Origin of the sequence: Actinoallomurus spadix (assembly GCF_024055725.1) — a bacterium.
In the GTDB taxonomy this organism is placed as follows: Bacteria; Actinomycetota; Actinomycetes; order Streptosporangiales; family Streptosporangiaceae; genus Actinoallomurus; species Actinoallomurus spadix.
Genome location: NZ_JAMXMX010000002.1, coordinates 149412 through 173157, shown reverse-complemented (window position 1 = coordinate 173157; position 23746 = coordinate 149412). Strand labels below are relative to the sequence as shown.

Annotated in this window: 24 protein-coding genes; 15 read left to right on the top strand and 9 right to left on the bottom strand. The window is 72.2% G+C overall.

Translation table 11 applies throughout. From position 1 onward, the window contains the following. The first annotated feature begins 163 nt into the window (after positions 1-163). Complete coding sequence (locus tag NE235_RS02860; RefSeq protein WP_252799086.1) at positions 164-751, top strand: RNA polymerase sigma factor; 588 nt, start codon at positions 164-166, stop codon at positions 749-751. Beyond that, complete coding sequence (locus tag NE235_RS02855; RefSeq protein WP_252799085.1) at positions 744-1907, top strand: CU044_5270 family protein; 1164 nt, start codon at positions 744-746, stop codon at positions 1905-1907. Before NE235_RS02860 ends, NE235_RS02855 begins: the two co-directional genes overlap by 8 nt. Positions 1908-1944: 37 nt before the next feature. Here NE235_RS02855 and NE235_RS02850 read toward each other — a convergent pair whose 3' ends face one another. Further along, positions 1945-2472 carry a gamma carbonic anhydrase family protein gene (locus NE235_RS02850; RefSeq protein ID WP_252799084.1) on the bottom strand — a complete coding sequence of 176 codons (528 nt, stop codon included), beginning with the start codon at positions 2470-2472 and terminating at the stop codon, positions 1945-1947. A 236-nt stretch (positions 2473-2708) separates the two neighbouring features. Between NE235_RS02850 and NE235_RS02845 the strand changes: the two genes are divergently transcribed. From NE235_RS02845 to NE235_RS02835, 3 genes are read left to right on the top strand one after another with little or no spacing between them, the layout of a single operon-like run. Beyond that, on the top strand, positions 2709-3656 hold the full coding sequence (locus NE235_RS02845) for a DivIVA domain-containing protein (RefSeq protein WP_252799083.1): 948 nt from the start codon (positions 2709-2711) through the stop codon (positions 3654-3656). 58 nt (positions 3657-3714) lie between these two features. Continuing rightward, complete coding sequence (gene def, locus NE235_RS02840; protein WP_252799082.1) at positions 3715-4245, top strand: peptide deformylase; 531 nt, start codon at positions 3715-3717, stop codon at positions 4243-4245. Between the two features lie 19 nt (positions 4246-4264). Beyond that, positions 4265-5008, top strand: a complete 744-nt coding sequence (locus tag NE235_RS02835) for a GNAT family N-acetyltransferase (RefSeq protein WP_252799081.1) — start codon at positions 4265-4267, stop codon at positions 5006-5008. Positions 5009-5072: 64 nt separating this feature from the next. On the opposite strand, the gene NE235_RS02830 is transcribed toward NE235_RS02835, so the two are convergent. Next, on the bottom strand, positions 5073-5864 hold the full coding sequence (locus tag NE235_RS02830) for an SDR family NAD(P)-dependent oxidoreductase (RefSeq protein WP_252799080.1): 792 nt from the start codon (positions 5862-5864) through the stop codon (positions 5073-5075). Between the two features lie 110 nt (positions 5865-5974). Here NE235_RS02830 and NE235_RS02825 point away from each other — a divergent pair, with 110 nt between their 5' ends. After that, a complete protein-coding gene (locus NE235_RS02825; protein WP_252799079.1) occupies positions 5975-6589 on the top strand; it encodes a TetR/AcrR family transcriptional regulator in 615 nt (204 codons plus the stop codon). A gap of 84 nt (positions 6590-6673) precedes the next feature. Here the strand turns inward: NE235_RS02825 and NE235_RS02820 are convergent, their stop codons facing one another. The 6 genes from NE235_RS02820 to NE235_RS02795 all read right to left on the bottom strand — a co-directional run bounded on the left by NE235_RS02820 (position 6674) and on the right by NE235_RS02795 (position 11790). Continuing rightward, a complete protein-coding gene (locus NE235_RS02820; protein ID WP_252799078.1) occupies positions 6674-7114 on the bottom strand; it encodes a hypothetical protein in 441 nt (146 codons plus the stop codon). Positions 7115-7294: 180 nt separating this feature from the next. Beyond that, positions 7295-8755, bottom strand: coding sequence for a DHA2 family efflux MFS transporter permease subunit (locus NE235_RS02815; protein WP_252799077.1), 1461 nt, complete (start codon positions 8753-8755; stop codon positions 7295-7297). Positions 8756-9019: 264 nt separating this feature from the next. Further along, complete coding sequence (gene arfB / locus NE235_RS02810; RefSeq protein WP_252799076.1) at positions 9020-9448, bottom strand: alternative ribosome rescue aminoacyl-tRNA hydrolase ArfB; 429 nt, start codon at positions 9446-9448, stop codon at positions 9020-9022. A 220-nt stretch (positions 9449-9668) separates the two neighbouring features. Beyond that, positions 9669-10433, bottom strand: coding sequence for a crotonase/enoyl-CoA hydratase family protein (locus NE235_RS02805; RefSeq protein WP_252799075.1), 765 nt, complete (start codon positions 10431-10433; stop codon positions 9669-9671). Positions 10434-10440: 7 nt separating this feature from the next. Next, positions 10441-11214, bottom strand: a complete 774-nt coding sequence (locus NE235_RS02800) for an SDR family NAD(P)-dependent oxidoreductase (RefSeq protein ID WP_252799074.1) — start codon at positions 11212-11214, stop codon at positions 10441-10443. Positions 11215-11298: 84 nt separating this feature from the next. After that, entirely contained in the window at positions 11299-11790 is a 492-nt protein-coding gene (locus NE235_RS02795) for a hypothetical protein (protein ID WP_252799073.1), read from the bottom strand. Between the two features lie 78 nt (positions 11791-11868). On the opposite strand from NE235_RS02795, the gene NE235_RS02790 reads away from it, so the two are divergent. The 5 genes from NE235_RS02790 to NE235_RS02770 all read left to right on the top strand — a co-directional run bounded on the left by NE235_RS02790 (position 11869) and on the right by NE235_RS02770 (position 18542). Then, on the top strand, positions 11869-12543 hold the full coding sequence (locus NE235_RS02790; RefSeq protein ID WP_252799072.1) for a response regulator transcription factor: 675 nt from the start codon (positions 11869-11871) through the stop codon (positions 12541-12543). Then, complete coding sequence (locus NE235_RS02785; protein WP_252799071.1) at positions 12540-13850, top strand: sensor histidine kinase; 1311 nt, start codon at positions 12540-12542, stop codon at positions 13848-13850. The genes NE235_RS02790 and NE235_RS02785 overlap by 4 nt, the downstream gene beginning before the upstream one ends. A gap of 124 nt (positions 13851-13974) precedes the next feature. Then, on the top strand, positions 13975-15411 hold the full coding sequence (locus tag NE235_RS02780) for a glycoside hydrolase family 18 protein (protein WP_252799070.1): 1437 nt from the start codon (positions 13975-13977) through the stop codon (positions 15409-15411). Positions 15412-15593: 182 nt separating this feature from the next. After that, positions 15594-16799: a UDP-N-acetylglucosamine--N-acetylmuramyl-(pentapeptide) pyrophosphoryl-undecaprenol N-acetylglucosamine transferase gene (locus NE235_RS02775; RefSeq protein ID WP_252799069.1), complete on the top strand. Its 1206-nt coding sequence runs from the start codon at positions 15594-15596 to the stop codon at positions 16797-16799. Positions 16800-16874: 75 nt separating this feature from the next. Continuing rightward, positions 16875-18542, top strand: a complete 1668-nt coding sequence (locus tag NE235_RS02770; protein ID WP_252799068.1) for a hypothetical protein — start codon at positions 16875-16877, stop codon at positions 18540-18542. Between the two features lie 234 nt (positions 18543-18776). Here the strand turns inward: NE235_RS02770 and NE235_RS02765 are convergent, their stop codons facing one another. Continuing rightward, positions 18777-19649, bottom strand: coding sequence for a HemK family protein methyltransferase (locus NE235_RS02765; protein ID WP_252799067.1), 873 nt, complete (start codon positions 19647-19649; stop codon positions 18777-18779). 240 nt (positions 19650-19889) lie between these two features. Here NE235_RS02765 and NE235_RS02760 point away from each other — a divergent pair, with 240 nt between their 5' ends. Genes NE235_RS02760 through NE235_RS02745 form a run of 4 tightly spaced genes read left to right on the top strand, consistent with a single transcriptional unit; the run spans position 19890 to position 23710 of the window. After that, entirely contained in the window at positions 19890-20744 is an 855-nt protein-coding gene (locus NE235_RS02760) for a glycosyltransferase family 2 protein (protein WP_252799066.1), read from the top strand. After that, positions 20741-22000, top strand: a complete 1260-nt coding sequence (locus NE235_RS38055; RefSeq protein ID WP_252799065.1) for a GNAT family N-acetyltransferase — start codon at positions 20741-20743, stop codon at positions 21998-22000. The genes NE235_RS02760 and NE235_RS38055 overlap by 4 nt, the downstream gene beginning before the upstream one ends. Next, the gene (locus tag NE235_RS02750) at positions 21997-22944 is read left to right on the top strand and encodes a glycosyltransferase family 2 protein (protein ID WP_252799064.1); all 948 of its coding nucleotides are present in this window, start codon (positions 21997-21999) and stop codon (positions 22942-22944) included. The genes NE235_RS38055 and NE235_RS02750 overlap by 4 nt, the downstream gene beginning before the upstream one ends. Continuing rightward, on the top strand, positions 22937-23710 hold the full coding sequence (locus NE235_RS02745) for a polysaccharide deacetylase family protein (protein WP_252799063.1): 774 nt from the start codon (positions 22937-22939) through the stop codon (positions 23708-23710). Before NE235_RS02750 ends, NE235_RS02745 begins: the two co-directional genes overlap by 8 nt. Positions 23711-23746: the final 36 nt, after the last annotated feature.

Genomic DNA, 23746 nt, shown 5'->3' with positions numbered 1-23746 from the left:
ACATTCCGTACGGATCGCCGCCACCGGGACGGGCCCCATAACGGGATTTCTCGGATCGGACCAGAAGATCGCCGATCGGAGCGAAAGCGATCGGGCGGAGGCGCGGAGAACCGGTGTCCGCCCAACACCTCGCCCGGGAGGCGCCCATGACGGAGATCAAGACGTGACCGGCCTGGCCGACACGCGGACGGCCGGGAGGGTGAGCGACGCCGACCTCGCCCGGGAGTACCGCAGTGACCCTGAGCGGTTCACCGCCGTCTATGACCGGTACTTCGGCGACGTTCACCGGTACGTCGCGGGACGACTCGACAGCCAGGCGGCCGACGACATCGCGGCCGAGACGTTCCTCGTGGCGTTCCGCAAGCGGGAGCGGTTCGATCCCGCGCGCGGGGCGCTGCGGCCGTGGCTGTTCGGCATCGCCACGAAGCTCGTCGCCCAGCACCGGCGCGTCGAGTCGCGGCATTACGAGACGCTCGCCCGCGTTCGGGCGGCTCCTGACGACCACGGCCACGAGAACCAGGTCGTGACGGCGGTCGCCGCGGCCGGTCTGCAGCCGCAGCTGGCCCGGGCCCTCGCCGCGCTGACCCGCAAGGAACGGGACGTCCTGCTGCTCGTGGCGCTCGCCGACCTCAGTCACGAGGAGGTCGCCCAGGCCCTGCGCATCCCATACGGAACCGTCGGCTCGCGTCTCAACCGGGCCCGGAAGAAGCTTCGCACCGCACTCGAGAAGGAGATCGACGTCAATGGATGAGCTGCGCATGGTGCGCACGATGCTGGACCGGCCCGCTCCCGACGACGCGGTCGTCGCGAAGGGACGCGAACGGCTCCGTACCGCGACCCGCGGCCGCCGCCGTACGATGCCGGCCCGCCGGACCCTGTGGGTGACGGGCGGCCTCGGCCTCACCGCCGCGACGGCCGCGGCGGCGGTCGCGATCTCCACGACCGGAACCACCGGTACGGGCGGCGGCGGCGGCGGGGCGGGCGGGCCACAGGCGGGCCGCTCGACCACGAGGACACTCGACGCCCGGTCGATCCTGCTGGCCGCCGCGACCGAGGCGGACGGGCAGGCGGACGGCACCGGTGGGTACTGGCACACCACGATCGTCGACCGAGACACCTACCGGGTCGCCGACGGCGGCTACACCGTCGTCCAGCAGGATCAGCGCGAGCAGTGGACACCGAGCCTGCCGGGGCGCCCGCAGTGGAGCAGCAACCGGTCACTCGGCGCCCGGCCGGCGACCGCCGCGGACACGGCGGCCTGGCAGCGCGCGGGCTCCCCCGCCACCTTCAAGGTCAAGGTCCCCGGCAAGGGCCTCAAGCCGATGACCCTGTCCACGAAGCCGGGGCCGACGAGGGTCGACCGTGCCCCGCTCGACGACGGCGGCCACGTCTTCTGGCTCGGCCGCAACGTCACCATGAAGGACCTCCGGGCGCTGCCGGCCGACCCGAAGCGGCTGAAGGCCTCCCTGCAGCGCTGGTACCAGGGGCACGGGACCGAGTCCTCGAGCGAGCCGATGTCCTCGGACCTGTGGCTGTACACCGTCGCCAAGGGCCTCATCACGGAGATGCCGGCGACCCCGAAGGTGCGGGGAGCGGCGTTCCGGATGCTCGCGGACCTGCGGGCGGTCCGGGCGATCGGCCAGGTGAAGGACGCCCGGGGCCGGTCGGGCGCGGCGATCGCCGTGACCGAGCGGACGGCGCGCGCCGGCACCCTCGAACATCGCCTCATCATCGACACCGCCGCCGGACGCGCGCTGGGCGAGGACATCGTTCTCGTGAAGCCGGGCGGTTTCACGACCGGGTTCGCCCCGGGCTCGGTGTGGACCTCCTCGACGGTGGTCACTCAGGGCTGGACCGCCTCGGCGCCCACCAAGGCCACCGGATCGCAGGGCGGCAGCGGCCGCTGACCCCTGAAGGACCGCTGATCGCGGGCCCGCTGAAGCGTCAGCTCCAGCGGGCCTCGCGGTGCAGGGCGGCCTTCCGTACGTACGTCTCGGGGGTGTAGGCGAGCACCGCGCGGTCGTCGTCGTTCAGCTCCCGGACGACCTTTCCCGGGACGCCCGCGACGAGGACCCCAGAGGGGATCTTCTTGCCGGGGCCGACGAGGGCGCCCGCCGCGACGAGCGTGCCGGCGCCGATCCGCGCGCCGTTCAGGACGATGGCGCCGATGCCGATGAGCGAGCCCGTTTCGACGTACGCGCCGTGGACCATGGCCTTGTGCCCCAGGCTGACCCGGTCCTCCAGCACCGCGGGCATGCCCGGGTCCGCGTGCAGGCAGGACAGGTCCTGGATGTTGCACTCCTCGCCGACGATGATCTCCTCGTCGTCGCCGCGCAGCACCGAGCCGTACCAGACGTTGGCCGCCCGGCCGAGCCGCACGCGGCCGACGACGACGGCTCCGGGCGCGACCCACGCCTCCGGGTGGATGTCGGGGCTGTGCTCGCCGAGCGTGCCGTGGAAGAAGTCAGTCACGGTCGCCCAGTCTACGAGCGGCGGCGGCGCCGTCTCCGTTCGGCTGGCGCACGGTTGGCGCACGGTTGGCGCGCCACATTTCCCAAATACCGTAATTTGCGGTATTTAAGCTGGGAAGACTCTCGTGTCGCCGCGCCGGCGGGCCCGGAATTCCTGCCAGTACTCCCATTCCCCTTGCGCGAAAAGGGGGGAACCATCGAGAGTCGACACAGACGTTCCTTCCACCCCCGAGGGCCATGAGCAACGAAGCCGAGATCCTGCCGAACCTCTTCCGCGAGGAGCCCCTCCGCGAGGAGACGTTCGAGATCGTCATGCGCGGCTACAACCGCCGTCAGGTCGACGAATACATCGCCCGTACCCGCAACCAGATCCGCGAGCTCGAGGCTCGGTTGTCCCGGGCCCTCGACGAGGTCGAACGCACCCGCCGCGAGATGTCGGAGGTCCGCGAGGCCCGGCGTCCGACCGGCGACGACCTCAGCGAGCGGCTCCGCCAGATCATCAACCTCGCCGAGGAAGAGGCCCAGGCGAAGCTGAACGAGGCCGAGCGCAAGGGCACCCAGATCCAGCAGGACGCCGAGCGCGAGGCCAAGCGCATCCTCGACGAGGCCCAGGGCAACTCCGAGCGGACGCTCGCCCAGGCGCAGGAGAACGCCGGTCACATGCTCTCGGCGGCCCAGCGGGAGTCCGAGCAGATCATGGCCACGGCCAAGAGCGAAGCGGACACGCTGGTCACCGACGCCCGCACCGAGGCCGAGCGCACCCTCACCACCGCCGAGCGCCGCTCGTCGGTCATCAACGAGGACGCCTCCCAGCGCCTCACCCAGCTCACGAAGCGGCACACGCAGGCCCTCGGCCGCCTCAGCGAGATCACCGAGACGCTCGTGACGCTGCTGGAGCAGGAGGAGAAGGCCGGCCCGCTGGAGGAGATGGTCGCCGACACCGTCGCCCAGAGCGAGCCGGAGCGGCCCGCGGCCCGTCCCGAGCAGCACCCCCAGGCGCCGCAGCAGCAGCAATCGCAGCCACAGCAGCCACAGCAGCCGCACCCGGCGAGCGGCCGCCACCACCAGCCGCCCATGCCGGCCCAGCCCCCGGCGCAACCCCAGCCGCAGCAGCAGCAGCCGGTGCAGCAGCCCCAGGAGCGCAATGTCCAGGTGTTCCCGGCGAACGGCGAGCCCGCGGAGTGACGAGCCGGGCCGGTGACCGTTGGCCGGTCACCGGCCCGATCATCTAGAGTCCTGGGCTGTGAGACGACGACGCGGCGGCACGGGCACCGTACGCCCGATCCGTTACATGGGCGACCCCGGGCTGCGCACCGAGTGCGACCCGGTGCGTTCCTTCGACGACGACCTCCGGCGCCTGATCGACGACATGTTCGCGTCGATGTACGCCAACGACGGCGCCGGACTCGCCGCCAACCAGATCGGCGTCTCCCTGCAGATCTTCGTCTACGACTGTGACGACGACGCGGGCCGCAACCATGTCGGCCACGTCGTCAACCCGGTCCTGGTGACCGCCGACGGCGAGACCGTCTCGGACGACGAAGGCTGCCTGTCGCTGCCCGGCCTGCGCTTCCCGACGCCGAGGTACGGCCACGCGGTCGTCGAGGGCGTCGACATGACGGGCGCGCCGCTGCGCGTCGAGGGCACCGGCTACTTCGCCCGCTGCCTCCAGCACGAGACGGGCCACCTCAAGGGCCGGCTGTACGTCGACACACTCCAGGGCGACGCCCGCAAGGCCGCGCTCCGCGCCGTCCGCGCCGCCGACTGGAGCTGACGACCCGAGGACGGGTCCCATGACCGACGATGAGCTCACCGCGATCCGCGGCCGGATCGACGAACTCGACCGCCGGATCATCGCACTGCTGGCCGAACGCGAAACCTTCGTACGCCGGGCCGGCCGGTTGAAGACCGACGCCGGAGCCGTACGAGCCCCCGACCGCGTCGCCCAGCTCGTCCGGCGCGCCCGGTCCACCGCCACCGAACTCGGCGCGTCCCCCGACGTCGTCGAACGCACCTACCGGGCGATGATCGGCGCCTTCATCGACCTGGAACTGGCCGCCGTCGGTATGACGGGTGCTCCGCCGATCGAACCCGTACGACCCGGCGACGCAGGGGAACTGCTGACACTGCAGCGCGCCGCGTACGCCACCGAGGCGCGGATCTACGGCGACCCCGGGCTCCCGCCGCTGGTCCAGACCCTCGATGAACTCACCGAGGAGCTGGAGCGCGGCCTCGCGTTCAAGGTCACCCACGGCCACCGGATCGTCGGCGCCGTACGCGGCCGCGTCGAGGACGACCTGCTGCGCATCGGCCGGCTGACCGTCGCACCCGACTTCCAGGGCCGGGGGCTCGGCACCGCCCTGCTCGCGGCCATCGAGGAGTCGGTCACCCCTGCGGTCCGGCACGCGACCCTCTTCACCGGCCATCTCAGCGCGGCCAACCTCCGCCTGTACGAGCGCCTCGGCTACGCCGAAGAGCGCCGGGAGCCGCTTCGTCCGGGCGTCGAACTCGTGCACCTGACCAAGCGGCTCGCCTGACCCGCGCGGCCGGCGAGGGCCTCGCCGGCCGGCCCGGTCAGACCGTTCAGACCCGCCAGACCGGTCAGACCGTCTTGATCGAACCGCCGTCGATCACCAGGTCCGCGCCGTTGACGCTGGCCGCGAGCGGCGAGGCGAGATAGGTCACCAGTGCGGCCACCTCGGCCGGCTCGATCAGCCGGCCCGTCGTCATGCCCAGCTGTCCGGGCAGCGCCGCCAGGAACTGCTCCTGGGACACGCCGAACGCCTTCGCCAGCCCGGCACCATAGCCGTCGGGCGCCTCCCACATCGCGGTTCGCACCGCCCCCGGTGAGATCGTGTTCACCCGGACGCCCTGGGGCCCGAACTCCTCCGCGAGCGCCTTCCCGAACGCGGTCAGCGCCGCCTTGGCCGTCGTGTACGGGACCGGCCCGGCGTGCGGCATGCGCGCGCCGCTCGAGGAGATGTTGACGATCCCACCCCGGGCCCGGAGCAGGCTGGGCAGAGCGGCGCGCGTCGTACGGACGGCGGCGAAGAAGTTCAGGTCGAACAAGGACCGCCAGTCGTCGTCCGCGAACCCCAGGAACCCCGGAGCCATCTCGGCCCCGCCGTCTCCCCCACCGGCGTTGTTGACCAGCAGGTCGAGGTCGCCACCGAGCTCGGCGAGGGCCTGGTCGACCAGGTGGGCGGGGCCGTGGGACGTCGCCAGGTCCGCGGAGATGGTGATCGCACCGGTCTCCTTCAACTCGGGCGTGACCGTCCGCGCCGCCGCGACGACACGAACGCCCTCCGCGGCGAGCGCGGTCACGATCGCCAACCCGATCCCGCGGCTGCCGCCGGTCACCAGGGCGGTACGCCCAGCGAGCCGAGTGTCCATCAGAACCTCCTATAGAAGACTTGCAACCGTTACGACGCGATCAAGCTAGTAGATGCAACATCAAAGTTGCAACTAATGATCCACTCGTATCGGTGAGGTAACATGTCGGGGTGGCGACAGCGAACCAGTCCCGGCAGCAGACGAGGCGCCCTCTCCGGGCCGACGCCGAGCGCACGGTGCGCACGATCCTGGAGGCGGCCGAGCGCGTCCTCGCCGTCAATCCGGCGGCGACCATGGAGCAGGTCGCCGAGGCGGCGGGAGTGGCCCGCACGACCGTGCATCGTCGCTTCGCGACCCGTGAGGCGCTTCTGGACGAGCTGACCGGCTGGGCCGCCCGCCAGTTCGCCGAGGCGGTCGACTCGGCGCGCCCCGACGCCACCCCGCCCCTCGTGGCGCTCTACCAGGTCACCGCCAACGTCCTGCGCGTCAAGACGAGTTGGTCGTTCGCGATGAACCGCACCTTCGAGGAGGCGCATCCGGAGGCCGCCCGCATCCATGCCGACATCCGCGTGCGGTGCGTCCAACTCCTCCGTCGCGCCCGCGATGCGGGCGTGCTCCGCCCCGACGCCGACCTCGACTGGACGCGCCGCGTCTACTACGCCCTGATCCACGAGGCCGCCGCGGAGATCGACGGTGGAGACGCCGACGCCCTCGCCACGAAGGTCGTCGACACCCTGCTTCGCGGCTTCGGCTCCCCCGCCGGCGCCACCGCGGTGCACACCTGAGACCGCCAGGCCAAGCACTGCGCCCCTGCGATCGTCAGGCCAAGCGACGAACCTCTGCGACCGCCAGGCCAAGCGACGCGATCGTCAGGCCGCCTCTGCGAACCGGCATCCCGCCCCGCAGGGGCGCGGCGTCCCGCTCCAGCCTCTTCTCCGGTAGACCTCCGCGATCTCCGCCGCGACCAGGCACGGCCGCTCGGTGACGTCGCCCCATCCGTAGCGGAGCGGCGCCGGCCCGGCGCGTACGGCGGCGTTGTCCCGGCGCAGATCGCGGTGCCGCTCGGCGAACGGATGCGCCACCCGCCCGTCGAGTTCGATGACGACGCCGTACGCATCGGCGCGCGCGTCCTCGTAGCCGACCCGTCCGCCGCGCAGCGACCGGACCTGCCTGGCAGTGGGCGGCAGCCCGTGCGCCCGCTCGACGTCACGGACGAACCGGATCTCCAGCAGCGTCGTCGCTCCCGCGTCGACCTCCGCCAGCGCCGCCGTCAGCTCGGCCCGCCACCGCACCCTCGTGCGTTTCTCCAACGCGCGCAGCAGCCGCTCCGGTGCACGCGAGCGCCTGCCACCGCGCGATCACCCCGTGCTGCCGGGCGAGGACTCGTTCGACCACGACATCAGCCTGACCTCCCGGCCGGTATGACGGATGGACGACGACGGCCCCGTGGCCTGGGGGCCACGGGGCCGGGACGGCGTGCGTGAGGAGGGTCAGTGCATCGGCATCGGGGGCTCCGCCGGGGCCCCGGTCGGCTTGCGGCGCGGCAGGAGCAGGGCGGGGATGAAGGCCAGCGCGAGCAGGCCCACCGCCCACCAGTAGGTGCTCTGGAAGGCGTCCGCCATGGGGCCGACGATCTTCTGCATGATCTGCGGCGGCACCTTCGCGGCCGCGGACAGCCCGCCGCCGCCCGCTGCGCCGCCGAGCTTGTCGGTGAGGGCGTTGGCCAGCAGGACGGACATCAGCGCGGTGCCGATGGAGGCGGAGACCTGCTGGATGATGTTCAGCATGGTGCTCGCCTTGGGCACCTCGTCGTGGGAGAGCGTCTGGATCGCGGCCGCCATGGTCGGCATCATCGTCATGCCCATGCCCAGACCCATCACGAACAGCACGGCGCCGAGCGTCCAGTACGAGGTGTCGGCCTGCAGCACCGAGGTGAAACCGGCGACGGACCCGACGACCACGACCAGGCCGATCAGGACGACCCGGCCGGGACCGATCCGGTCGGTGAGCTTGCCGCCGATCGGCATGGTGAACATCGCGCCGATGCCCTGCGGGGCGAGCAGCAGGCCGGAGGAGAAGGCGCTCTCCTGCCGCACCACCTGGTAGTAGAGCGGCAGCAGGAGCATCGCCCCCATGAACGCGCACATGAACAGGACCATCGTGCCCGCGGCCGCCGCGACCGAGCGCCGCTTGAGCAGGCGCAGGTCGATCAGCGGGACCTTGGCGGTGAGCGCGCGGATCGCGAACAGCACGACCAGCACCGCTCCGGCGAGGGTGGTGATGAGGACCTCGGGCTTGCCGAAGTCGCTGTCCTGGGCGCCCTTGGCCAGGCCGTAGATCAGCGAGGCGAGGCCGGGCGACAGCAGCACGAGACCGAGCACGTCGAGACGCTCACCCGGGCGCGGAGTGTCACGCTCGAGGATCCGCGCGGCGAGGAACAGCGCGACGACGCCGATCGGCAGGTTGATGAAGAAGATCCACCGCCAGGAGACGTCGTCGACCAGCCAGCCGCCGAGGATGGGGCCGCAGATCGGGCCGAGCAGCATCGGGATGCCGACGACGCTCATCACCTGGCCGACCCGGGACGGTCCGGCCTTCTGCGTGAGGATCGTCATGCCGGCGGGCATGATCATGCCGCCGCCGAGGCCCTGCAGGACGCGGAAGGCGATCAGCGACTCGGCTGACCAGGCCGTGCCGGCCAGCGCCGACCCGAGCACGAACAATGCGATCGAGATCATGTAGAGCCGTTTGGTGCCGAACCGCGCGGACGCCCAGCCGGTGACCGGGATCACCGTGGCGAGGGCGAGCGTGTAGCCGGTGGCGACCCACTGGATGGTGGAGAGCGGGGCGTGGAAGGCGCCGGACAGGTCGTTGATCGCGACGTTGACGACCGTGACGTCCAGAATCGACATGATCGCGCCGAGGACGACGACCATGGCGACCGCGAGCACTCCCCGATCAAGCCCTGCCGGCGGCTCGGATATCTGTGGTGGGTCGTCCGCAAGCTCAGGGGATGGGACGGTGCTCATCTGGGTCTTCCAATCGTCGATCACGCCCGATCGGGCGGCTGGCTGAGGTTTCAGCGACGGACCATCATGCCGGGTCTCATCGGCGGACCATCATGCCGGGGGGCACCGACAGTTCCGCAATCGAATTAGCGCGCGGACCGGACCTCGCCGCAGGCGTCTCGTCTTGGACTCAGGGATGGGCGGCGGTCAGATGTCGAAGCGGCCGGAGCGGCCCCGCTTCACCTCACCGCGGCGGCGCTTGTTCTCCAGGCGGCGTTCGTGGACACGGCGGCTGGGCTTGGTCGGGCGGCGCGGCTTAGGCGGAGGGGCCGTGGCCTCCGTGAGCAGCGCGGCCAGGCGTGCCTTGGCGGCGTCCCGGTTGCGCAGTTGCGACCGGTACTCCTCGGCGCGGATCGTGATGACCCCGCCGACCAGGCGTCCTGCGAGGCGCTGCAGCGCACGGTCCTTGTACGGCTGGGGGAGCGACACCGACCCGGCGAGGTCGAAGGACAGCTCGGCAGCGGTGTCGCTGGTGTTGACGTGCTGTCCTCCCGGGCCCGACGAGCGGGAGAAGCGCCAGCTGAGCTCGGCGTCGGGGATGACGACCGAGCCGCGGATGCGCACGGGATCGGACATAAGCCCGATTATCGCTGGCAGGCGCGCTCGATGTCGCCTCATTTACGGCGCGTCATGCCGGGATCTCCACGACCCGATCACGCCGGGCGTTCGCGTCCCGAGCACGCCGGCGCGTTCGCGGATCTGATCACGTCAGGCGTTCAGGAGCCGATCGTGCACGGCGTTCGTGACCCGGACGTGGCGGGGGCGGGGCCGGTCGGGCGCGCCCCCGGCACGAAGGTCACTCGCCGGACCAGTTCGGCGGTCGTTTCTCGGCGAAGGCCGCCGCGCCCTCCATCGCGTCCTTGGACCCGAACACGGGCATGATGATCTCGCCCTGCCGGGCGAACTGCTCGTCGCTCGGCCAGTCGCGGGACTCGACGATGACGCGCTTGGTGGCGGCCAGCGCCAGGGGGGCGTTCGCCGCGACCTTGGCGGCCAGGTCCTTGGCGGTCCGCAGGGCCTCGCCGGGCTCGGTGACCCGGTTGACCAGGCCGAGCTCGGCCAGCCGTGCGGCCGGGTAGTGGTCGCCGGTCAGCGCGATCTCCAGCGCGGCGTGGTAGGGGATGCGCTGCGGCAGCCGGAGCAGGCCGCCCGCTCCGGCGACCAGGCCGCGCTTGACCTCGGGGAGCCCGAACTTCGACTCCGAGGAGGCGACGATCATGTCGCAGGACAGCGCGAGCTCGAAGCCGCCCGCCAGGGCGTACCCCTCGATGGCGGCGATGATGGGCTTGGCCGGGGGCCGCTCGGTGATGCCGCCGAAGCCGCGCCCGCCCTTGCTCGGGTCGTCGCCGGTGAGGAACCCTTTGAGGTCCATGCCGGCGCAGAAGGTGCCGCCGGCGCCGGTGAGGACGTAGGCGGAGACGTCCTTGCGCGCGTCGAACTCGTCGATCGCGCTCGCGATGCCCTGGGCGACGGCGCCGTTGATGGCGTTCCTCGCCTCGGGCCGGTTGATCGTGATGACGGCGACGCCGCCGTCCACCTCGGTCAGGACCGCGTCCGACATCAGGACCTCACTTGGGCTGGAAGCGGATGCCGCCGTCGAAACGGATGACTTCGGCGTTGACGTAGTCGTTCTCGACGAGGGAGCGGACGAGGTGGGCGAACTCCGACGGGCGGCCCATACGCTTGGGGAAGACGACCGGCGCGACGAGCTTCTTCTTGAACTCTTCGGCCTGCTCGCCCTGGCCGTAGATCGGCGTGTCGATGATGCCGGGGCAGATGGTGTTGACGCGGACGCCGATGGCGGCCAGGTCGCGGGCGGCGGGCACGGTCATGCCGACGATGCCGCCCTTGGAGGAGGAGTAGGCGATCTGGCCGGTCTGCCCTTCGAGGGCGGCGACGGAGGCGGTGTTGATGACCACGCCGCGGGTGCCGAACTCGTCCACCGGCTCGGTCTTGGCGATCGCGGCGGCGCCGAGGCGGAGGCCGTTGAACGTGCCGATCAGGTTGACCTCGATGACCTTCTTGTACGAGGCGAGGTCGTGCGGGGAGCCGTCCCGGTTGACGGTCCGCGTCGCCCAGCCGATGCCGGCGCTGTTGACGACGACGCGGAGCGGCGCGCCGGTGGCGACGGCCGCGTCGACGGCGGCCTGCACCTGCTCCTCGTCGGAGACGTCGACCTTGACGAAGACGCCGCCGATCTCGTCGGCGATCGCCTTGCCCTTGTCCTCGTTGAGGTCGGCCACGACCACCTTGGCACCGTGCGCGGCAAGGTCCCGCGCGGTCGCCTCACCCAGTCCGCTCGCGCCGCCCGTGACGATGGCGGCAACTCCGTTTACGTCCATGAGCAGGAGGTTACCGGAGAAGGCCGAATCGAATTCTAGTGATGTTACTCACGCGTATCAAAAATTGTCCAAGCGGTCCGACCGCTATTGATTCTGCACCTGGACGGCGGGGGCGTGACCGTTCCAGGTGCAGAACAACGACGAGGTGTGCGCGCCCTGGGTGAAGTCGACCCGCAGCCAGCCCGGCGCGTGCCAGGTCCGCACCTCGTACCCGGCGGCCGGGGTCGCGGAGACCAGCCGGGCGGACGTCGCGGTCATCGAGAGCACGACCTGGCCGCCGGTGAGCGTGTAGCTCCGCGCGTCGGTGTGCGGCGACGACGTGGGCCGGGCACCCGGCGACCGGGACGGCGCGTGCCGTACGGTCCGCTTCGGCGTCGTCCGCGCGGTCGGGCTCTGCGGAGGCGGGGAGGACGGGTCGGCGGCCGGGGAGACGGACGGGCGGTCGACGACGGAACGAGCGGGCGGCGGGCCGAAGACCGCGCCCTGCAGGACCGGGCGCGCGCCGAACCAGACCAGCAGCACCGCCAGCGAGGTTGCGCCGCCCCAGGCGGCCACGTACGTCATCGCCCGTCGCACCGCCCCATGGTGCCGCAATGGCCGTGCTTTGTTGCCATTTCTACGGTTATGCGGCGCTCAGCCTCTAAGGTGCCGGGCATGGCGAATGTGCTCGTGGTGGAGGACGACCAGTTCGTACGGTCGGCACTGATCCGGGAGCTCACCGAGCGGGCGCACGCCGTCCGCAGCGCGGGCACGGCCCTCGACGCCCTCCGCGAGGTGACCCGCGCCGCGCCGGACGTCGTCATCCTGGACCTGGGGCTGCCCGACCTCGACGGCGCGGAGGCGCTGAAGATGCTGCGCGGTGTCTCCGACGTCCCCGTGATCGTGGCGACGGCGCGCGACGACGAGGCCGAGATCGTACGGCTGCTGAACGCCGGGGCCGACGACTACCTGATCAAGCCGTTCTCCGCCGAGCACCTGAGCGCCCGCCTCGGTGCCGTGCTCCGCCGCTCGCAGCAGGCGGCCCAGCCCCGGGCGTACCAGGTGGGCGGCCTGCGGGTCGACCCGGACCGGCGCGAGGCGTTCCTCGACGACCGGCCACTGGACCTGACGCGCCGGGAGTTCGACCTGCTGGCCCACCTGGCGTCCCGCCCCGGCCACGTCGTGTCCCGGCGGGAGCTGCTGGCCGAGGTCTGGCGGCAGCCGTACGGCGACGACCAGACGATCGACGTGCACCTGTCCTGGCTGCGCCGCAAGCTCGGCGAGACCGCCTCCCGCCCGCGCTACCTGCACACCGTGCGCGGCGTCGGCGTCAAGCTGATGGCGCCGTGAGACGGTCGCTCGCGCTCGTCTCGGCGGCCGTCACCTCGATGGTCGCGCTGGCGTTCCTCATCCCGCTGGCCCTCATGGTCAAGGAGATCGCCCGCGACCGGGCGCTGAACGACGCCGAACGCCAGGCGGGGTCGCTCGCCCCGGCCCTGGCCGTCACGACCGACCGCGCCGCGCTGCAGCGGGCCGTCGCCAGCACCCAGGCCGGAGCGGCCGGCCGGATGGCGGTCCACCTGCCCCCAAGTACGGGCGGCACGGTGGGGACCTCCCGGGCGCGGTTCGCCGACCTCGCCACCGCCACCACGCGCGGCCGGTCCTTCTCCGCCCCGGCGGCCGGCGGGTACGTGCTGCTGCAGCCGGTCGCGCTGGACCGGGACCGTACGGCGATCGTCGAGGTGTACCTGCCGCGCCAGGACCTGGCACGGGGCGTCCGGTCGGCCTGGATCACGCTCACGGCCGTGGCCGCCGTGCTCGTCGCCGGGTCCGTGGTCGTCGCGGACCGCCTCGGCGCCCGCGTCGTCGGCTCCGCGCGGACCCTGGCCCGTGCGGCGACCACCCTGGGCGGCGGCGACCTGCGCACCCGGATCGACCCGCAGGGGCCGCCGGAGCTGCGCGACGCCGGCCGCGCGTTCAACACGATGGCCGACCGCGTCGAGCAGCTCCTCGCCGCCGAACGCGAGCTGATCGCCGACCTTTCCCACCGGCTGCGGACCCCTCTCACCGCGATGCGCCTGAACGCGGCGGGCCTCGGTCCCGAACCCGCGGCGGAACAGACCCGGCTCGCCGTCGCGCGCCTGGAGGAGGAGGTCGACTCGATCATCCGCTCGGCGCGCAAGCCGAAGGAGACCGCCCGGTGCGACGCCGCCGAGGTGCTCCGCGACCGGATGGCGTTCTGGTCCGCGCTCGCCGAGGACCAGGAACGCGAGTGCGAGCTGATCGGCGCCGACGTGCCCGTCGCCGTCCCGGTGCCGCGCGGCGAGCTCAGCGCGGTGCTGGACTCGCTGCTCGGCAACGTGTTCCGGCACACCCCGGAGGGCACGGCGTTCGCGGTGACGCTGCACGCGGGCGCGGGCCTGGTCGGCATCCTCGTCGCCGACGCGGGCCCCGGGATCGACGATCCGGAGGCCGCGCTGCGCCGGGGCGCCAGCGGCGGCGGCTCCACCGGCCTCGGCCTGGACATCGCCCGCCGCATGGCGGAGACCGTGGGCGGCGACGTGCGGATCGACCGCTCCCCCGCGCTCGGCGGCGCGCAGGTGCAGATCTGGCTGCCCACCACCCCCAAGCGCCCCCGCACGAGACGGCGGTCTTAGGCGCCGGTCAGGCATTGCTTAAGCGCGCCTTAACGGCGGTCCACGGCGGGCCGCGCGGCCGTACGTTGGCACCACCCTGCAGGCGCAGACCCCGCATCCCCGTCCCCACTGGAGGTACACCCTCATGAACGCAGACCGCGCGCGCCGCCGCCGGCGGATGCCGCTGCTGGTCGGCCTCGCGGCCGTGGCCGGCGCCGGTGGCGTCGCCCTGGCGGCCGGCGGCGCGAGCACCGGCGGCCTGATGGCGGCGAGCGGCTCGGCCGACAGCGCCTCCGTACGGGCCGCCTACCGGACCGTCTCGTCCTGGGACACCGGCTACACGGGCCAGTACACGCTGACCAACGGCGGTACCGGCACCGTGCACGGCTGGGACCTGTCCTTCGACCTGCCGGCCGGCGCGAAGGTGACGAGCCTGTGGAACGGCGTGTCCCACCAGGACGGCACCCATGTCACGGTGAAGAACGAGTCCTGGAACGCCGATCTCGCGCCCGGCCAGGAGCGGCAGATCGGGTTCACCGTGGACGGCAAGGCCGCGGCCCCCGCCTCCTGCCAGGTGAACGGCGCCTCCTGCTCCGGCGGCGGTGACGCGCCGGCGCCGTCCCCGACGACGACCACCCCGACCCCGCCGTCGAGCCCGACCTCGGAGCCGACCTCCCCGCCGTCCTCGTCGAGCGGCGGCTTCGCGCCGTACGTCGACGTGGGCCTCTACCCGCCGTTCGACCTGACCGGCACGGCCTCGAAGACGGGCGTCAAGACGTTCAACCTGGCCTTCATCGTGGCCGGCGGCGGCTGCACGCCCAAGTGGGGCGGCTCACAGGCGCTCGCCGACAACGACGTCGCCAAGCAGATCGGCGCGCTGCGCACGGCCGGCGGTGACGTCCGCGTGTCGTTCGGCGGCGCCAACGGCACCGAACTCGCCCAGGCCTGCTCCGACACGGGGGCCCTCACGTCCGCGTACAAGCAGGTCATCGACGCGTTCAAGCTGAAGAAGGTCGACTTCGACGTCGAAGGCGCCGCGATCGCCGACCAGGCCGCCAACACCCGGCGCGCGCAGGCCATCGCCTCCCTACAGAAGCAGGTGCCGGGCCTGGACGTGTCGTTCACGCTGCCGGTCCTGCCGTCCGGGCTCACCCAGGACGGCGTGAACCTCCTGAAGAACGCGAAGCAGAACGGCGACTCGGTCTCGGCCGTCAACGTCATGGCGATGGACTACGGCGACGGTCAGGCCCCGAACCCGAGCGGCAAGATGGGCGACTACGCCATCCAGGCGGCGACCTCCACCGAGGCCCAGGTGCGTGACGCGCTCGGCCTGAGCAGCGCGTGGAGCAAGATCGCGGTCACCCCGATGATCGGGGTCAACGACACGAACACCGAGGTGTTCACCGTAGCCGACGCCAAGAAGCTCGCGGCCTTCGCGAAGCAGAAGAACCTCGCGTGGCTGTCGATGTGGTCCGCGACCCGCGACAAGGCGTGCCCCGGCGGCCCGCAGCAGTGGGCCAGCGCGACCTGCAGCAGCATCGCCCAGAACGACCTGGACTTCACCAGGGCGTTCACCGGCTGAACTCCTCCTCTCCCCGCTCCCTGGCGGGGCCGTGCAGCGCACGCACGGCCCCGCCAGGCCCCTGAACGGGAGGCGGAATGGATCACATGGCCGCCGTTCCCGCGCCCCGCTCCCGTGCTCATGGCTACCGTGGGAGGGCCGGTCTGAAGATCAGCCGGTTACGTCGACCGAGGTTGCCTCCCGTGAACAATGAGAACGTCTCCCGCCCGCCCCTCACCGCGGAGCCGCCGCTCCGCCTGATCGTCACCGGTGGAGGGACCGGCGGCCACACGTACCCGGCCCTGACCGCGGTGCGGGCGCTGCGGGCCCGGCTCCAGCGCTCGGGCCGGGCGCTGGAGGTGCTGTGGGTCGGCAAGGCCGACAGCCTCGAGTCGCGGGTCGCCGCCGGGGAGGGCATCCCCTTCGCCACGGTCGTCACCGGCAAGATCCGCCGCTCCAGCAACCCGATCAAGATGCTGTCCCCGGCCAACGTCAAGGACATGCTCCGGGTCCCGCTGGGCGTGCTCCAGGCCCGGAAGATCATCAAGAGGTTCCGCCCGGACGTGGTGCTGGCCACGGGCGGCTACGTCGCCGTCCCGGTGGGCATGGCCGCGGCCCGGCTCTGCCACCGCCCCCTGGTCGTCCACGAGCAGACCGTCCGGCTCGGCCTGGCCAACCGGAGCCTCGCCGGCCGGGCCACGCGCGTCGCCGTGTCCTCGGAGTCGACCCTGCCGCTGCTGCCGGAGAAGACCCGCGCGAACGCCGTCGTCACCGGCAACCCGGTACGGCCGGAGGTGCTGCAGGGCCGGCCGGAGAAGGCCGTCCACGCGCTGAACCTCCACGGCTTCGACCCCCACCGGCCCACGGTGTACGTCACCGGCGGCGCGCAGGGGTCGCAGCAGATCAACACGCTCGTCGCCGGCATCCTGCCGTGGCTGCTGTCCCGCGCCAACGTCATCCACCAGTGCGGACCGGACAACCTCGACGGCCTCCGGCAGCACACCGCGACCCTGCACCCGGAGCTCGCGGCCCGCTACCTGCTCACCGGCTACGTCGGGCCGGAGCTGCCCGACGTCCTCGCGCTCGCCGACGTCGTCATCTCCCGGAGCGGCGCGGGCACGATCGCGGAGCTGACCGCCCTCGGCAAGGCCGCCGTCCTCGTCCCGCTCGCCACCTCCGCGGGCGACGAGCAGGCGCACAACGCGCGTCACCTCCAGGAGACCGGCGCCGCCGTCGCCCTGCTCGGCGAGCCGACGCCGCAGACCCTCGGCGCCGCGGTCGATCCGCTGCTCGCCGACCCGGCCCGGCGGCTCGCCATGGCGGAGCGGGCGCGCGCCGCCGGCCGCCCGGACGCCGCCGACCGGCTCGTCGATGTTCTATTGTCCGTGGTAGCCCACGAAGATCATTGAGCACGGTCTCCGGCGGGCCGCCAGACCACCTCCGAGAGCACGCTCTCAACCGGATCAGCGGAGGCCGGCCGGCTCATGGACGGATACACAGCCCACCCTGAGGAGATCGGCAACGCGGCCCGCGGCGTCGACGCATTGACGGCCCGCGTGCATGAGATCCACCGCACGAATGACGACGTGACGCATTCGCTGGCCGATGCGGAGTGGGGGCTGCTCCATCCTGTGCGGGACGAGTTCTTGTCGCTGGCGGCTGAGTTCAGACAGCATCTCGGCCACATGTCCAGTGCGATGGACGGCGCGAGCGAACGCCTTCACCGTACGGGCGCCGGCTACTCCGCGGCCGAGACCATGATCTTCAAGACATTGGCCCTCACGTGGAAGGATCACGGCGCGGCGCAAGAGATCCGTCAGCTGAACTGGGCCTCACGCTTCTATCAGGAGCATCACACCGCTTACGGGCTCCTCACCGCTGAGCCTTTTGGCCAGCTCGGATTGGCGGGTTTGGACCTGGTGCGATTGGTGAGCGACGCGCTCAGCGACGACAAGTTCAATATCAGCACGGATATCGCCAATCTCGCATCGGACGCCTCCTACGGAGTTCTTGGCGCGTACGCCAACTACAGACATCTCCTCGCCGATCCGCTGGGGTTTCTGGTCCGCCACGGTATCGGCTTCCTGCTGAGCGCCTTCTACTGGTCGAAGTCCATCGTGGACAGATTGACCGGCGACCCGATCGCCATCGGACAGGCCGCCTACAACTTCGACAGCATCGCCGAGAGTTGCCGCAGGCTCGCGGGGGACCTCGGGGACTCCCTGAGCCGTACCCTGAGCGGGCAGCACGGCACTGCGGCGGACACGGCGCGCGAACGCTTGACGGGTCTGCGCGACGGGATCGCGCAGACGGGGCACAGCGCGGACAGGATCGCCGCGCTGCTGCAGATCATCAGCGCGCTCATCGCGGACGTCGAGGGCGTCCTGCGGGGAATGATCAGCAACGTCATCGTCTGGGCCGTCTACTGCTGGCTGAGCGCCGGACTGCTGGCGGCCGGAACGGCCGGCCTGTCAGAGGTCGCCGCCGCTAGGGAGATTCTCAGGGCCTCGTCGGAAACGGCCGGCGAAACGGCGAGCGTGCTGGCAAAGCTCACGGGCTTCATCCGGCGCATCGGCGACCTCATGGCCCGCCTGCGCGTTGAGCTCCGCTACATCAAGGAGAAATCCTTCGCAAAGCTTCTCAACTCGTCTATCGGCACCAAATTGTGGGATTCCTCATACGGCGGAGCGGCTCAGCAGGTGAACCGCGTCAGCGAGGACATGGGAAGGGCGAAGGGCGATCCGCTCACCCGCATCACTCCTTCCCACATCTTCGTGAGTACGTCCAGGCAAGTTCTGCGGGCCACGGAGAACGGCGCTCTGAACAAATTCGGTTGGCACCGGTACAAGACCGATGAGAACGGAGATGACTATCCCGACGGCAAGCGACATCTGCGGCCGCTCTCGTACCAGCTGCCGGACGGCGAAGGCGGGATGCGGTCGCCGAAGAACCGCATCGGAATGATCAGCGCCCCGGTGGCGACCATGCTGCCGTTCGTCCGCGGTTACCAGTACTGGTCCAGATCCGGATACGTACCTTCGGACCAGGTCATCGACCAGAACCTCGATCTCTGGGGCACCAGGGCGAACACGAAGCCCGCGGAACCGGCCGAACCGGCCCCGTCACCCGGCCCGCCACCACTTCTTCAGTGACGCCACCGTCCGTTCCGGACGACACCGAGGATCCTGGTGGCGTCAGCCCTCGGGAGGTCGACCACATCGCTGCGGAAAACCGCCTCCTGGACAGCGCCGAGGATCGTGGTGGCGTCAGCAACCACAATCCACGGCGGTGACGGCGGCTGCCGCAGCGGAGCGCGCCAATCCGGACATTCGGCCGGCCATGCCGACGCCCGTCGGTAGCGCCCTGCCGTGCCCGCGCTCCCCGATCTACGGCAGGGTGCCGATGACGACCGTGGCGTCGGTCTCCTCACAGGTCGATACCTGGGCGGACAGCCCGGCGCGGGCGACGGCATCCAAGGCGGCCGGGACCTGGCGGTCGCTGGCCTCGAAGAGCAGGTGACCGCCCGGGGCCAGCCACGCCGACGCCTCCGCGGTCACGCGGCGGGCGACGTCCAGGCCGTCCGTACCGCCGTCGAGCGCGACCCTCGCTTCGTGGTCGCGAGCCTCGGCGGGCAGCAGGGCGACGTCGCCGCTGGGGACGTACGGAACGTTGGCCAGGAGGACGTCGACGCGGCCGCGCAGGGTCGCGGGCAGCGGTTCGTACAGGTCGCCCTCGTACACCCGGCCGCCGACGGCCGCCAGGTTGCGGCGGGCGCAGGCGACGGCCGCCGGGTCGATGTCGGCGGCGTGAACCTCGGCGCGGCGACGTCCCTCGGGCCCACCGTGGCCCTCGCGCTCGCCTACCGGTTCCGCCGCGTCGTCCGCGCTAGCCGAGCCGTCCGCCTCCGCGCCGGCGAGCAGGGTGGCGAGGGCCGCGCCGAGCGCGCCCGTGCCGCAGCACAGGTCGAGGAGCACCGCGCCCGGCCGGGCCAGGACGGCGGCCCGGCGGACGAGGAACTCGGTGCGCCGCCGGGGCACGAACACCCCTGGATCGACCGCGATGCGCAGGCCGCAGAACTCGGCCCAGCCGAGGACGTGCTCCAGCGGCAGGCCGGCGGCGCGGCGGTCCACCATCGCGGCGAGGTCGCCGGGCGTGCGCGCGGTGTCGAGCAGCAGCCGCGCCTCGTCCTCGGCGAACACGCAGCCGGCGGCCCGGAGCCGGGCGACGATCGCGGAAGGGGGAAGGGAAGAGGTCGTCATAGAGGACGGCAACCCTACTCGATGAGACGGCGGACCCTACCGGCGTCGTACCGCACCGCGCAGCTCGTCCGGACTCGGTGAGGGTCCTCTCACCGTGTGGCTTACCCCGGCTGACGTAGGCCGCTTGCGTCAGGCGGGGGAGGGTTTTTCCCGCCATCCGGCCGACGATCGATGGTGTCAATCGACCTCGGCAGGATCTCGTTCCCTCCGAGTCTCCCCTGCCTAACCGGGGGCACCACCATGCACGAGCCGGAATTCCTCCACGGCGCCGGCGCACGATCCGGCGCGCTCCTGCAGCATCTCGACGTCGCGCGTCACCGCGCGACCCGGCCGACCGTCACGGCCGTCATCCCCACCCTCAACGAAGCCGAGAACCTGCGATGGCTGCTGCCCCGTCTCTCCGGGGTGGACGAGGTCGTCGTCGTCGACGGCGAGTCCGCGGACGGCACCGCCGACGTCGCGCGGCGGCTGCGGCCGGACGCCGTCGTCATCAGCCGGCCGCCCACCGGGAAGGGCGCGGCGATGCGGGCCGGGTTCGAGGCCGCCACCAGTGACGTCATCGTCGCCATCGACGCCGACGGCAGCATGGACCCGAGGGAGATCGACGCGTTCGTCGCGTTGATCTGCTGCGGGTTCGACGTCGTGAAGGGGTCCCGCTACTGCGTCGGGGGCGGGTCCGACGACCTCACGTGGCTGCGGCGGGCCGGGAACCTCTTACTGACCAGGCTCGCCAACGTGCTGTACCGCGTGCGCTGGACCGACCTGTGCTACGGATACATCGCGCTACGTCGCTCCGTCGTGGACCGGCTGAACCTCGCCGCCGACGGGTTCGAGATCGAGACGGAGCTGTGCGTCAACGCGGTCACCACGGGGCTGCGCATCGCCGAGCTGCCCAGCCATGAGCTCGACCGCCGGTCGGGCGTCTCGAAGCTGAACGCCGGCCGGGACGGCCTGCGAGTGCTGCGAACGATGGTCCGGGGCCGGCGGGGACCCGTCGGCGGGGCACGGCCGCGGCTGCGGGCCACCCCCGCGCCGGAGCGCGCCGCCCGCGAACGCACGGCGTTGGAACAGGTCCTGGAGGAGGCCTCCGGGTGAGGTTCGACATCGTGCGCCCGGATGAGCTCGGGGAGCCGGAGCTGGCGCGCTGGCGCGCGCTCCAGGGCACCGGCCCGGTCCCCGGCAATCCATTCCTCGCGCCGGAGTTCACGTTGGCCGTGGGCCGGTTCCGGGCCGACGCCCGGGTGACCGTGCTGAGCGACGGCACCGGCATCGTGGGCTTCTTCCCGTACGAACGGCACGGGCTCGGGCTGGGCCGCCCGATCGGCGCCGGGCTGACCGACTGCCAGGGTCTCGTCGGCCCGCCGGACCTGGAGTTCGACGTGCGGGCGCTGCTGCGCGCCTGCCGCCTGTCGGTGTGGGAGTTCGACCATCTCCTGGCCGACCAGGCGGTGTTCGCGCCGTTCCACGCCGAGACGCGCGTCGAGCCGGTGATGGACCTGCGCGCGGGGTTCGCCGCGTACGCGGAGGAGGCCCGGAAGCGGTCACCGAAGACGCTGAAGACCGTCCGGTACAAGGAGCGCAAGCTCGGCCGTGAGGCCGGGGAGGTGACCTACACGTTCGACGAGCGGGACCCTGCGGAGCTGCGGCGGCTGATGGCGTGGAAGTCCGCGCAGTACCGCCGGACCGGCCGCACCGACCGGTTCGCCGTGCCCTGGATCGTGGCGCTCGTCGAGCACCTGCACGCGACGGGCGCCGGGGTGCTCAGCGTGCTGCGCGCCGGGGGTCGTCCGGTCTCCGCGCATCTGGGGCTGCGGGCGGGCCCGGTCATGGCGGGCTGGTTCCCCGCGTACGACATCGAGTTCGGGCGGTACTCCCCCGGCATGATCGGACACCTTCGGATGGCGGAGGCGGCGGCCGGCGCCGGGGTCGGCTGGATCGCCATGGGGCGGGGCGGCCGGGAGTACAAGGACTGGCTGAGGAACGCCGAGTTCGGGATCGCCGAGGGCCGGGTCGCCCGGGTGTCGGCCGCCGCCGGGCTGCACTGGGTCCGCGCGGCGCCGGTACGCCGGGCGCGCAGCGCCGTGCTGGCCCACCCGGCGCTGTACGCGGGCGCGGACCGGGTGCTGCGGACGTACGCCCGGCTGCGGGCGAAGGGCCGCGCGGCCGTGCCCGTCGCACCCGGACCCGTCGCACCCGGGTCCCTCGCATCCGGGCCCCTCGCATCCGGGTCCGTCGCACCCGGGTCCCTCGCGGGCGGGTCCGTCGCGGGCGGGTCCGTCGCGGGCGGGTCCGTCGCACCCGGGCAGAAGACGGCCGGGCACGCCCCGGACGGGAAGGGGAACGCGGCGTGAAGATCTCCGTGGTCATCTGCGCGTACACCGAGCGGCGCTGGGACGACGTCCTGGCCGCGGTCGCGTCCGTACGGGCACAGCGGCTCGCGCCGCACGAGATCATCCTCGTCGTCGACCACAACGAGGCGCTGCTGGAACGCCTGCGGGCCGCGCTGCCGGACGTCCGGGTGATGCCGAACACCGGGCCGCAGGGCCTGTCCGGCGGCAAGAACACCGGCGTAGCGGCGGCGCGCGGCGAGGTGGTCGCGTTCCTCGACGACGACGCGGTCGCCCACGCCGACTGGCTGTCCGTGCTGGCCGCCGGGTACGCCGACCCGGATGTCGCCGGCGTCGGCGGCCGTACACTGCCGCTCTGGCCGTCCGACGCGCCCCGCTGGTTCCCCGAGGAGTTCGCGTGGGTGGTCGGCTGCACGTACCTCGGGATGGCCGCCGGCCCGATCCGGAACCTCATGGGCGGCAACGCCTCGTTCCGGCGGGCGGCGTTCGAGGTAGCCGGGGGTTTCCGCAGCGGTATCGGGCGCGCCCCGGGCAAACGGCCGCTGGGCTGTGAGGAGACGGAGTTCTGCATCCGGCTGCGCCAAGCCGTGCCGGAGACGGTGCTGCTGTTCGACGACCGCGCCGTGATCTGGCACCGCGTGCCCGGTGAACGCGCGCGCTTCGCGTACTTCCGGACCCGCTGCTACGCCGAGGGGCTGTCGAAGGCGATGGTCACCCGGAGCGTGGGAGTCGGGGACGGGCTGGCCAGCGAACGCCGGCACGCGCTCGTCGAACTGCCGCGCGGCGTCGGGCGCGGGCTGCGCGCCGCGTGCACCGGCGACCCGGCGGGGCTGGGGCGCGCGGGGGCGATCCTGGCGGGGCTCGCCTTCACGATGTCCGGGTACGCCGCCGGTTCCCTACGGCTCCCCGGGTATCCCGCCGGCTCCCTCCGGAGGTCTCATGGGTGACGCCCCGACCGCTCCCGTCCCGATCCTGATGTACCACTCCATCGGCGGGCCAGACCGGCTCGCCGTCCGCCCGGAGGCGTTCGCCGAGCAGCTCGCCCTCCTGCGGGACTGCGGCTTCACGCCGATCACCTTCGGTGAGCTGGCGGCGGGCGACCCGGTGAAGGGCCGGCCGGTGGTGATCACGTTCGATGACGGGTACGCCGACTTCCATGAGCGGGCGCTGCCACTGCTGGACAGGTTCGGCTTCCGCGCGACGGTCTTCGTCACCACCGGGTGGATCCGCGACGCCGGGCCGTACGCCGCCGGGCGGCCGCTCGGGCCGACGCTCAGCTGGAGCCAGGTCGCGGAGATCGCGGCCTGCGGGATCGAGGTCGGCGGGCACGGCCACAGCCACGCCCAGCTCGACCAGCTCCGCGACGCGGTGCTGCGCACGGAGCTGCTGCGCAGCAGGCGGCTCCTGGAAGACCGGGTCGGCCGCCCCGTGACGACGATGGCCTACCCCTACGGGTACTCCAGCGCGCGGGTGCGCCGCGAGACGCGGGCGGCGGGGTACGACGCGGCGTGCGCGGTCGCGAACACCCTGGCGGCCGGGGACGGCGACCGGCTCGCCGTGCCCCGGGTGACCGTACGGGCGGGCACGTCGCTCGCCGCGTTCGAGCGGGCGCTGCGCGGCCGCGGCTTCCTCCTCGACCACGCGCTGACCAAGGGGTACGCGGTCGTGCGCCGGTCCCGGTACGCCGTACGACGCCTCCGAGGAACCGTGTGACGCGCTCCAGGGCACTTGCGCGAACGGAGGAAGGGG

Bases quoted from the DNA above. Each gene is read 5' to 3' on its own strand.
- NE235_RS02855 (WP_252799085.1), top strand. From the start codon at position 744: ATGGATGAGCTGCGCATGGTGCGCACGATGCTGGACCGGCCCGCTCCC.
- NE235_RS02790 (WP_252799072.1), top strand. From the start codon at position 11,869: ATGGCGAATGTGCTCGTGGTGGAGGACGACCAGTTCGTACGGTCGGCA.
- NE235_RS02830 (WP_252799080.1), bottom strand. From the start codon at position 5,864: ATGGACACTCGGCTCGCTGGGCGTACCGCCCTGGTGACCGGCGGCAGC.
- NE235_RS02835 (WP_252799081.1), top strand. From the start codon at position 4,265: ATGACCGACGATGAGCTCACCGCGATCCGCGGCCGGATCGACGAACTC.
- NE235_RS02760 (WP_252799066.1), top strand. From the start codon at position 19,890: ATGCACGAGCCGGAATTCCTCCACGGCGCCGGCGCACGATCCGGCGCG.
- NE235_RS02800 (WP_252799074.1), bottom strand. From the start codon at position 11,214: ATGGACGTAAACGGAGTTGCCGCCATCGTCACGGGCGGCGCGAGCGGA.
- NE235_RS02805 (WP_252799075.1), bottom strand. From the start codon at position 10,433: ATGTCGGACGCGGTCCTGACCGAGGTGGACGGCGGCGTCGCCGTCATC.
- NE235_RS02780 (WP_252799070.1), top strand. From the start codon at position 13,975: ATGAACGCAGACCGCGCGCGCCGCCGCCGGCGGATGCCGCTGCTGGTC.
- NE235_RS02845 (WP_252799083.1), top strand. From the start codon at position 2,709: ATGAGCAACGAAGCCGAGATCCTGCCGAACCTCTTCCGCGAGGAGCCC.
- NE235_RS02745 (WP_252799063.1), top strand. From the start codon at position 22,937: ATGGGTGACGCCCCGACCGCTCCCGTCCCGATCCTGATGTACCACTCC.
- NE235_RS02770 (WP_252799068.1), top strand. From the start codon at position 16,875: ATGGACGGATACACAGCCCACCCTGAGGAGATCGGCAACGCGGCCCGC.
- arfB (WP_252799076.1), bottom strand. From the start codon at position 9,448: ATGTCCGATCCCGTGCGCATCCGCGGCTCGGTCGTCATCCCCGACGCC.
- NE235_RS02765 (WP_252799067.1), bottom strand. From the start codon at position 19,649: ATGACGACCTCTTCCCTTCCCCCTTCCGCGATCGTCGCCCGGCTCCGG.